The following is an 8,559-nucleotide window of genomic DNA, read 5'->3' as shown; positions in this document are numbered from 1 at the left end:
GCAAAATTACCCATTTTTTCGTATTTTGATTCAATAGGCGGAATCTCTCCGTCTATTTAAGCCATTTTCAATGCTATTCTCTAAATAAGCGGAATTTTTCCGTCTATTTATTGTACCTCGAAGGAGAACGGCTTAGGGGCAGATGCCCCTTTTTTTCAGTTAGGTTACATCTGAGGCTGGGAAGTTAGGCCGCCACTGATACTTTTCCAGATCAATCACCCCATTCAAGCCAATCTCAACCCCCTCAGCCTCTAACGACAACACTTGCTCATTGTAGGACTCGTCATCCTGGAGGGCGATTTGCCCCTTAGCGTTGATGACACGGTGCCAGGGGAGGTGGTGCTTCTTGCTCATGCTATGAAGTGCACGGACGACTTGGCGTGCAGCACGAGGGCTTCCAGCGAGCCGAGCGACTTGGCCATAGGTTGCTACCTTGCCTTCAGGGATACTTCGAATAATTTCAACGACATTTTCAGTAAAAGGTGTCATCAGGATCGTCCTTTCAAAAAACACATACCAAAAAGGTATCAAAATAATGATAAATATAACAATACTTTTTGAAAAAATAGCCCCCAATTATGCAAAGTCACGGGTCTGGAAACCAATTTTAAGCCGCATTCCTATCAGAATCACCATTTTTGAATAATTTTTCTCTCGACAAATTTCTTGTGAAGTAAAATTTGCATGCTTGATATTTCTAACCCAAAACCGCACAACGGCGCCATTCTGGACACATTCAAACGAATGTCGAAAAAAAGTAAGAAGTCCAATTTTTGAAAAACTTTGAATAACATCTTGTCCCGATTGAGTATTTAACGCATAATCCCGTATCCAAGCTAATAAAATGGTTACAAACCTTTACAAAGAGAGTGTTTGAGGTGAAGAGTCGTTTGAAGTTAGCGGATATTCAGTTGGGGACATGATTATTCATCGTATAGACAGAAGGTAACTTACTTTCTGCCGTTTGGTGCCTGACACCCACAAACGGGTGTCCTTCAGTGGTGGACGAATGTCTTTTAATGGTGCCTGACACCAAAACACCAGAACACCACACCAACACTGATGGCCAATACGGAAGCAGAATTCGTCGAAGTGATAAGCGGGTCTCATTTCACACTTCTCACATCCAATTTAGGGAGGGCGAGAGTGTGCACGATTACATCAAAGAGAGAACTATCAAGATTGGAAAGTATATCGTGGAGACGAGGAAAACGGTTCGCGTGATTGCGAAGGAGTTTGGCGTATCCAAAAGTACAGTCCATAAGGATCTAACTGAGAGACTTCCTGAGATTAATCCAGAGCTAGCCAATGAGGTTAAAGGTATTTTAGATTATCATAAATCGATCCGTCATCTCCGAGGGGGAGAGGCAACAAAGATGAAATATCAGAAAGAAGAAAAGGAAGGCGAGGCTGTAAAATAAGCCTTCATTTCCGAACTACCAAATTTGAAAAAACAGAAAATTTTAAAGGCATTCTCTAAGAATCCTCCACTTCGACATCCCTCTGCAAAATATACCATCTTTTTTTTCTAAAAGTATGGAAATTTTCATGAGTATGGTACAATATACAATTAGGAAAAGTATGTGGATTCCGTTTTAAGGAGGAAAGAAAAGAGAATGTTTGCAAGAGATATTGGGATTGATTTAGGTACGGCGAACGTGTTAATTCACGTGAAGGGCCGTGGAATCGTATTAAATGAGCCGTCTGTAGTGGCAATTGACAAAAATACAAATCGCGTACTTGCTGTTGGTGAAGAAGCTCGCCGCATGGTTGGTCGGACACCTGGTAACATCGTCGCGATCCGTCCATTAAAAGATGGCGTGATCGCTGACTTTGATGTGACAGAAGCAATGTTAAAGCATTTTATTAATAAGTTAAACGTAAAGGGCTTTTTATCAAAGCCGCGCATCTTGATTTGCTGCCCAACGAATATTACCAGTGTTGAGCAAAAGGCCATCAAAGAAGCCGCTGAAAAGAGCGGCGGGAAAAAGATTTACTTAGAAGAAGAACCAAAAGTAGCTGCAATTGGTGCGGGAATGGACATTTTCCAACCGAGCGGAAATATGGTAGTGGACATCGGAGGCGGAACGACGGATGTGGCCGTTCTTTCAATGGGCGATATCGTGACTTCCTCCTCCATCAAAATGGCCGGTGACAAGTTCGACATGGAAATCCTCAACTACATCAAGCGTGAATACAAACTCTTGATTGGTGAGCGCACATCTGAAAACATTAAAATCAACATCGGGACGGTTTTCCCAGGATCACGCTCGGAAGAAATGGAAATCCGCGGACGTGACATGGTGAGTGGTTTGCCTCGTACCATCTCGGTTCGTTCCGAAGAAGTCGAGGGCGCTTTACGTGAATCGGTTGCTGTTATCGTTCAGGCGGCAAAAAGTGTTCTTGAACGCACACCACCAGAACTATCGGCTGACATTATTGACCGCGGCGTTATTTTAACAGGCGGCGGCGCATTATTGCACGGCATCGACATGTTGCTAGCGGATGAATTAAAGGTTCCCGTCCTAGTTGCTGAAAATCCAATGGATTGTGTGGCAATTGGAACAGGAATTATGCTGGATAACATCGACAAGATTCCAAATCGTAAGTTTGGGTGAGTTTTTTGAAAAGATTGTCCTTGACCTGCGAATTGAAATTGATTTCATTGTTCAATCTTTGACCCTTTTTTGGTTTACTGTTGTAAGACATCATACCTTGCATACAAAAAGTCTAATGAAGCAGGCAGGACAAGCCTAAATCATTGGGCTTTTTTATTTGTGTTTCAGGACTAATTTTCCAAAAAAATCATCAGATAGACCTAATAAACTGACATATATTGAGTAAATTCTACGTTTATTGACGATTTCCTGTAAAAAGTTGATGAGTATTTTCAATTTCTTTTTTATAATAGACTTGAGGAATTGTCGAAATTTATTATAAAAGTATAAATTGAAATACCCAGCGATATGAGTTGAACAGAAAAAATGGATATAATATGTATAACTCTCTCTAGTCCGGGATATCCCATGCCAGATAAAAATAAATGGACGGACTTCAGTTAAAGGGGAATTAAGAAATGTCAGCAGATAATTCAAATCAAGAATATAGAACGAGAGAAGAATATAAGCGGGCCAAAGCTGAAGAGCTGCAACGAAAGAAGGACGCCGAGAAACGGGCCAAGGACGAGGCTCGGCAGCAGAAGGACGCCGAGAAACGAGCCAAGGACGAAGCTCGAAAAACAAAGGACGCCGAGCAGCGGGCCAAAGCTTCTGTAGCACGAAAAACACAAAATGCCGAGCAGCAAACCCAGGCCGTGACACAAAAAACAAAAAATGCCGAAAAGCAATCCCAGACCGTGGCACCTAAAACAGAGAGCGCGGATAAACAAGCAACAACCAAGGCTCCGGGCAAAAAAGGAGAAATAGGCGCGAATTCAAAGGTCAAAAAAACAGAAAAAGGCCTTACTCGTGAGGCCCAACGAACCAAAGAGTCAAAAAGTGAGGAGACGGCACCGGTGTCCCTTAACCGGATCCGAATTCGACTCATTCCGATTTGGCTGCGAATTATCCTTTTACTCGTATTGGTCAGCGTCAGTGTGATGACGGGCGCAGTGGTCGGCTACGGAATGCTGGGCGGCGGAGAAATTGCCGAAGTTTTCAAGGAATCAACCTGGACACATATCCTTGATTTAGTTGATAAAGGAAAATAATTGGAGGGTGGGACGTAAATCCCTTCCTTTTTGTGTACCTTAAGTAGTAGAATAGGTAATAAACACTAGTTACTAGTAGGAGGTACTAAAATGATGCTCGATATCGAACAAATTAAAGAAATCATCCCCCATCGCTACCCATTTTTGCTAGTCGACCGTATCTTAGAAGTCGAAGAAGGAAAAAGTGCGGTTGGGATTAAAAATGTCAGTGCCAACGAAGAATTTTTCAATGGACATTTCCCTGATTATCCAGTCATGCCTGGTGTTTTAATCGTGGAAGCACTCGCACAAGTCGGGGCAGTTGCAATGTTGAAAAAAGAAGAAAACCGCGGCCGCTTAGCCTTTTTTGCAGGAATTGATGGCTGCCGTTTTAAAAAGCAAGTCAAGCCAGGCGACCAATTGCGGCTTGAAGTAGAAATCGTCCGCCTGCGCGGCCCCATCGGCAAAGGAAAAGCCGTTGCAACTGTTGACGGTGAAGTGGCCTGTGAAGCGGAAATCACTTTTGCCTTAGGTGAGAAAAAAGAATAAGCAGATCGAAGCGGCCGGAGATAAATTTCCTGCTGCTTTTTTTGTATGCCGTATTTGTAGCAGTCGCAAACCCGCTAATATTTTTGTAAAAAAATGCTTGCTATCATTTGTAAAACGCAGGGAACCCTAAAAACAGACCGATAAAAGATAGGTCAAAATATGTTTGGAAGGGGTTTCTTTATTTTGAAGAAAAAGTTATTTCTTGTGCTCGCAGGTTCCATTCTATCTGCTGTCATGTTAACGGGTTGCAATAACAATAATGATCATAATCCACCACCGCCAGCCGTGAACAAGCCGACAGATAACAATTTATATAATAATGACAATCTTAACAACAACGATTTAAACAACAACAACCGAACAAATCTTAATAATCGACCTTTAATTAAATACGATAATGACAACATGGATTTAAATAACAGAAACAACCATTATCCAAACACAGAAGACAAAAATACCGATACCGACAAAGACCCAATTAAAGATAGCAACACCAAAAAGGAAGACATCATCGAAGACGACATTGACAGACATGATGCCGATAATAAGGACGAGTAAAACACATAATAAAGGCGGTGTGAGCAGAGCTAAGCTTCACTTCATTTATCCACGGGAACTGTCTATTCTCACTACGACTGGATAAATTGATTCGCTTATGCAGCGCTCCGCCCCTTTTTCACAAAAAAAGGGACCGGCAAATTTCTGCCAGGTCCCTTCTCTTATCTTTATTGTGACTTTATTTTTAGCTTTGGTTTGCTTTTTATTTTATCCCTGAACTCGGTAAGCAGCGCCGGACCCTCTAGCCCTTTTTGAAGGAGATTTTCAAGCAGCAGCTCCGAATAATCACTTTTGTTTCGGCGAATTCTGCCTTCGAACAAAACGCTAATATGCTTTTCAAATTTAGTTAGTGAGCAAATTTTTGTTTGAAAGTAAGCTGGAGCATTTTCCTTCTTGGTAATCACGGCTTCGACAATAATGTCGCGGTCCTGCTCGGAAATTTTTTTGAAATAATCATAGAGGGACAAATCTGTATACGCCTCAAGCAGCCATGTGGAGCGCTCGTCTTCCTTATTGAGAATCAAACCATCCACCAACGGAACTTCCACTGAAGCATCATCTTCAACCACATCTAATGAGTACAATTTAAAAGATTTCATCTCAACCTCCTGATTTCCTTTTCCTAAATTATAACATAGGTTCCGGTAAAGCAAATGTCGAATAATATTTGTCGAAAATTCAAATATGGGTTTTTCTGTAAAAATCGACACCACCTTTTGACAAAAACCCTCGAGATAAACCTGTTTTCCTCTAAAAAACGACCAGATAATGGTCATTTCGCGGTTTTACAACCATTGAGCCTGCAAGCTATGATAGCATCATCAAACAAAGAAGGAGATGAAATAATGATCAATCAAGTCACACTTGTTGGCAGGTTGACGAGGGACCCGGAGCTAAACAAGACATCAGAAGGAACACCGGTGGCCCACATCACTTTAGCAGTGACCCGTCACTTTCGCAGTCAAAACGGCGAAATTGAGGCGGATTTCGTTCAGTGCACCCTTTGGCGGAGGGCGGCGGAAAATACGAGCCAGTATTGCCGTAAAGGATCAGTTGTCGGGATTACTGGGAGATTGCAAACCCGGAATTACGATAATAAAGAGGGAAAAAGGGTATATGTGACTGAGGTTATTGCCGAAACGGTCCGCTTCCTAAGCTCAAAGCCCCATAGTGAGACGATGCCTGCTCCTACGCCTGAGCCGAAAAGGGAGGAAATAGCGATTGGGGGATAACTATGAAATGGCCAGGAACCTTGAGCAATTACTGGAAAGCTTAATAAAAATGGTTGGAAATGCAAATAAAAACGTCGATAGCCTCCAAAGGCGCGTCAGCCAGTTGGAATGGGTCATTAAGGAACAGCAGCATGAAATGAAGGAAAGAGACAACCTCATCAGAATGTACTCCACACATCCACACGAATCTTCACAAAATATTCCTTTACGATTTTGAGTGATATTCAAAAAAATTTGCCTCGGTTGCATGCAATATCAAGCTTCCCGGCAACTATTTTTTAAAACATATCCCCGCAACCGACTATTTTAATAGAGAAAATCAACCACATCCTCGTTTTTCATCTCCATTATTCCGGCTGCCGTTTGCCGGTTTTTTTTTGTTTACATGTATAAAATCGATTTAACGGGATAAACTAAGATAAAAACCCCCCTGTTTTTTTAAAGGAAGCCGCTGAACTTTTCAGCGGCTTCTTTGATGTTTATACAGTAGTAAACTTACATATCGTTTTTTCTAAAACTTGTCTTTATAATGCTTATTGACTTTAATCTGGCTAATAAATGAATCAATGTAAAAAGACCTCCGCTTGGGCGGCATGAGATACAGCTCTATGAGGGCCATTTTAAAATTAGGCTCTTTCTGAAGAAACTGGTTAATAATCAACAAATCGTGATCCTCGCTGGTTTCCTTTGCAATAAATCCAGACCCCTCCGTTTTAGGCAGCAGCTGGTCGAGTTCCTCCACTAAATAATTCTTATCCACCTGATAAATTTCCGCAAATCGTACCACCGTTTGATAGTTGGGAATACTTCTACCCGTTTCGTAGCGACTAACCGTGGACCGATCCATCCTCATCATGTCCGCAAGTGTTTGCTGGGACCAATTTCGGTTGTCGCGTAATTCCCTTAATTTTTCCGATAAAGACATCCAATTCACCGCCAATCAAACAATTCATAGGTTTAACTTAACGAGAAACGGAAGTGTTAGGTTTGATTGTGTGAATTGTGCACAATGATTGTTGTGAAAAAAATACACACTGTCGACAGAATAAGAACTGGCGGAAAAATACAATAAAGGAATTAAGGAATTATTGTCGAATAATGATAGTCGGTGTAAAAAATTGTAATATTTGGAGGTAGTTATTTTTGTGGAAAAAAAATCAATAGTATTTATCGGTGAGCAATACAACAAGCAGCAAGTTGAAATCAAAAGTAAACCAGGCTTTTTCGATGCTGTACAACTCGCAACCCAGTCGCCCCACACAACAAAGGATTCTCCCTATCAAACCATCCCGTTTTACAAAAAGGCAATCATTCCTATCCAAATTTATAATTCCAATATTCAAATCAGCTACGACCGTCATAGTCATTCGCTGCAAATTGTTAAAGAAAATAACGAACTAACCGAAAAAGAGGTGTTGGAGCTCCTCCACCATTTTGCAATAAAAGAAGATAACAAGGTTTCCTTCTTAGCCGCCTTCCCGAATGGTAAAAAGCGACTAACAAAAGTGAAATCAGCGTACACGCTGCCAGAGTTTAAGAAGTTAAAGGAGGAAAGGCGATAGATAAAGGGATTTTGTGGTAAAATAAGGAGGAAGCAATAGATATGGATCGCCTTAACCCTTTAAATGACTTTTTATTTAAAAAATTATTTGGAGATGAGCAGGATCAGGAATTATTAATTGGTCTCTTAAATGCAATTCTTAATGTTGACATCGTCAACTTAAGAATTGCAAGGGAAAATCTTGATAGGATGAAGGAAGACGATAAATTAGGTATTTTAGATATTAAGGAAGAAACTCCTTCAGGTAAAAAAATAAATATTGAAGTACAACTGGTCGATCAGAAAAATATGGTTCCCAGGACGCTCTTTTATTGGTCCAAGCTGTTTGTGGAAGGCTTTGTGGCAGGAAGCAACTATAAAAGGCTTCAAAAAACAGTAACAATCAATTTTCTTGGGTTTACGATGGAGGAGTTAGTTAATGAATCATTTCATTCTACCTATCAATTACAAGAGGTACAATCCAAAGGTATATTAACCGATTTACAAGAAATCCATTTCATCGAATTCCCTAAATTCGATGAAATTATCTACGACTTGAATAATCCACTTCATCGCTGGTTACTATTTTTAACAGATGATATTCCTGAAAATTTGTTGATGGAGGTTGTTAGCATGGATGTAATTGTCAATAAAGCTGAGCAAAAATTACTTAAACTAAGCGCTGACCCTGAAACAAGGAGAGAATATGAACTGCGCGAAAAGGCCCTTTCAGACGAAAGGAGCAGGCTGGAGGATGCACTAGAAAGTGGCATGGAAAAAGGTATCATGAAAGTTGTTAAAAGTCTTCTAGCAAGCGGTATGCCGCTCATTGATGTGGCTAAACACACTCCCTATACAGTTGAAGAACTGAGGGAAATGCAAACGCTTGACGAGAATGATGCTGGTTCCTGACAACATAACGATAAACAAGGTTCCAAAGGATTTTTAACGGGTTCCGTTTTGAGGTGCTTTTCATCATATACGTGCCGAAG

12 protein-coding genes are annotated in these 8,559 nt (G+C 40.9%); 9 read left to right on the top strand and 3 right to left on the bottom strand.

The features are described 5' to 3' along the window. Positions 1-159: 159 nt before the first annotated feature. Positions 160-489, bottom strand: a complete 330-nt coding sequence (locus BDR01S_RS23690) for an MGMT family protein (protein ID WP_066248565.1) — start codon at positions 487-489, stop codon at positions 160-162. A 659-nt stretch (positions 490-1,148) separates the two neighbouring features. Here BDR01S_RS23690 and spoIIID point away from each other — a divergent pair. The 5 genes from spoIIID to BDR01S_RS23665 all read left to right on the top strand — a co-directional run bounded on the left by spoIIID (position 1,149) and on the right by BDR01S_RS23665 (position 4,795). Beyond that, the gene (gene spoIIID, locus BDR01S_RS23685) at positions 1,149-1,421 is read left to right on the top strand and encodes a sporulation transcriptional regulator SpoIIID (protein WP_026568271.1); all 273 of its coding nucleotides are present in this window, start codon (positions 1,149-1,151) and stop codon (positions 1,419-1,421) included. A gap of 195 nt (positions 1,422-1,616) precedes the next feature. Then, complete coding sequence (locus tag BDR01S_RS23680; protein ID WP_066248562.1) at positions 1,617-2,618, top strand: rod shape-determining protein; 1,002 nt, start codon at positions 1,617-1,619, stop codon at positions 2,616-2,618. A gap of 458 nt (positions 2,619-3,076) precedes the next feature. Continuing rightward, positions 3,077-3,709 carry a DNA-directed RNA polymerase subunit beta gene (locus tag BDR01S_RS26135; RefSeq protein WP_082797564.1) on the top strand — a complete coding sequence of 211 codons (633 nt, stop codon included), beginning with the start codon at positions 3,077-3,079 and terminating at the stop codon, positions 3,707-3,709. Between the two features lie 93 nt (positions 3,710-3,802). Further along, the gene (gene fabZ, locus BDR01S_RS23670) at positions 3,803-4,237 is read left to right on the top strand and encodes a 3-hydroxyacyl-ACP dehydratase FabZ (RefSeq protein WP_040207086.1); all 435 of its coding nucleotides are present in this window, start codon (positions 3,803-3,805) and stop codon (positions 4,235-4,237) included. Positions 4,238-4,396: 159 nt separating this feature from the next. Continuing rightward, entirely contained in the window at positions 4,397-4,795 is a 399-nt protein-coding gene (locus BDR01S_RS23665; RefSeq protein ID WP_235846644.1) for a hypothetical protein, read from the top strand. 167 nt (positions 4,796-4,962) lie between these two features. On the opposite strand, the gene BDR01S_RS23660 is transcribed toward BDR01S_RS23665, so the two are convergent. Beyond that, positions 4,963-5,394 carry a YwpF-like family protein gene (locus BDR01S_RS23660; RefSeq protein WP_066248555.1) on the bottom strand — a complete coding sequence of 144 codons (432 nt, stop codon included), beginning with the start codon at positions 5,392-5,394 and terminating at the stop codon, positions 4,963-4,965. 246 nt (positions 5,395-5,640) lie between these two features. On the opposite strand from BDR01S_RS23660, the gene ssb reads away from it, so the two are divergent. Then, positions 5,641-6,027 carry a single-stranded DNA-binding protein gene (gene ssb / locus BDR01S_RS23655; protein WP_066248552.1) on the top strand — a complete coding sequence of 129 codons (387 nt, stop codon included), beginning with the start codon at positions 5,641-5,643 and terminating at the stop codon, positions 6,025-6,027. Beyond that, positions 6,017-6,244: a hypothetical protein gene (locus tag BDR01S_RS23650; RefSeq protein ID WP_066248549.1), complete on the top strand. Its 228-nt coding sequence runs from the start codon at positions 6,017-6,019 to the stop codon at positions 6,242-6,244. Before ssb ends, BDR01S_RS23650 begins: the two co-directional genes overlap by 11 nt. A gap of 294 nt (positions 6,245-6,538) precedes the next feature. On the opposite strand, the gene BDR01S_RS23645 is transcribed toward BDR01S_RS23650, so the two are convergent. After that, positions 6,539-6,952: a helix-turn-helix domain-containing protein gene (locus BDR01S_RS23645; RefSeq protein WP_066248547.1), complete on the bottom strand. Its 414-nt coding sequence runs from the start codon at positions 6,950-6,952 to the stop codon at positions 6,539-6,541. Positions 6,953-7,172: 220 nt separating this feature from the next. On the opposite strand from BDR01S_RS23645, the gene BDR01S_RS23640 reads away from it, so the two are divergent. Together BDR01S_RS23640 and BDR01S_RS23635 are read left to right on the top strand one after the other, a co-directional pair. Then, a complete protein-coding gene (locus BDR01S_RS23640; RefSeq protein WP_066248544.1) occupies positions 7,173-7,589 on the top strand; it encodes a hypothetical protein in 417 nt (138 codons plus the stop codon). A 41-nt stretch (positions 7,590-7,630) separates the two neighbouring features. Continuing rightward, complete coding sequence (locus BDR01S_RS23635) at positions 7,631-8,479, top strand: Rpn family recombination-promoting nuclease/putative transposase (protein WP_066248541.1); 849 nt, start codon at positions 7,631-7,633, stop codon at positions 8,477-8,479. Positions 8,480-8,559 lie beyond the last annotated feature (80 nt).

Origin of the sequence: Neobacillus drentensis NBRC 102427 (assembly GCF_001591445.1) — a bacterium.
Taxonomy (GTDB): domain Bacteria; phylum Bacillota; class Bacilli; order Bacillales; family Cytobacillaceae; genus Neobacillus; species Neobacillus drentensis.
Note: the sequence above shows the minus strand (reverse complement) of the source record. Positions and strands in the feature narration are given on the sequence as shown.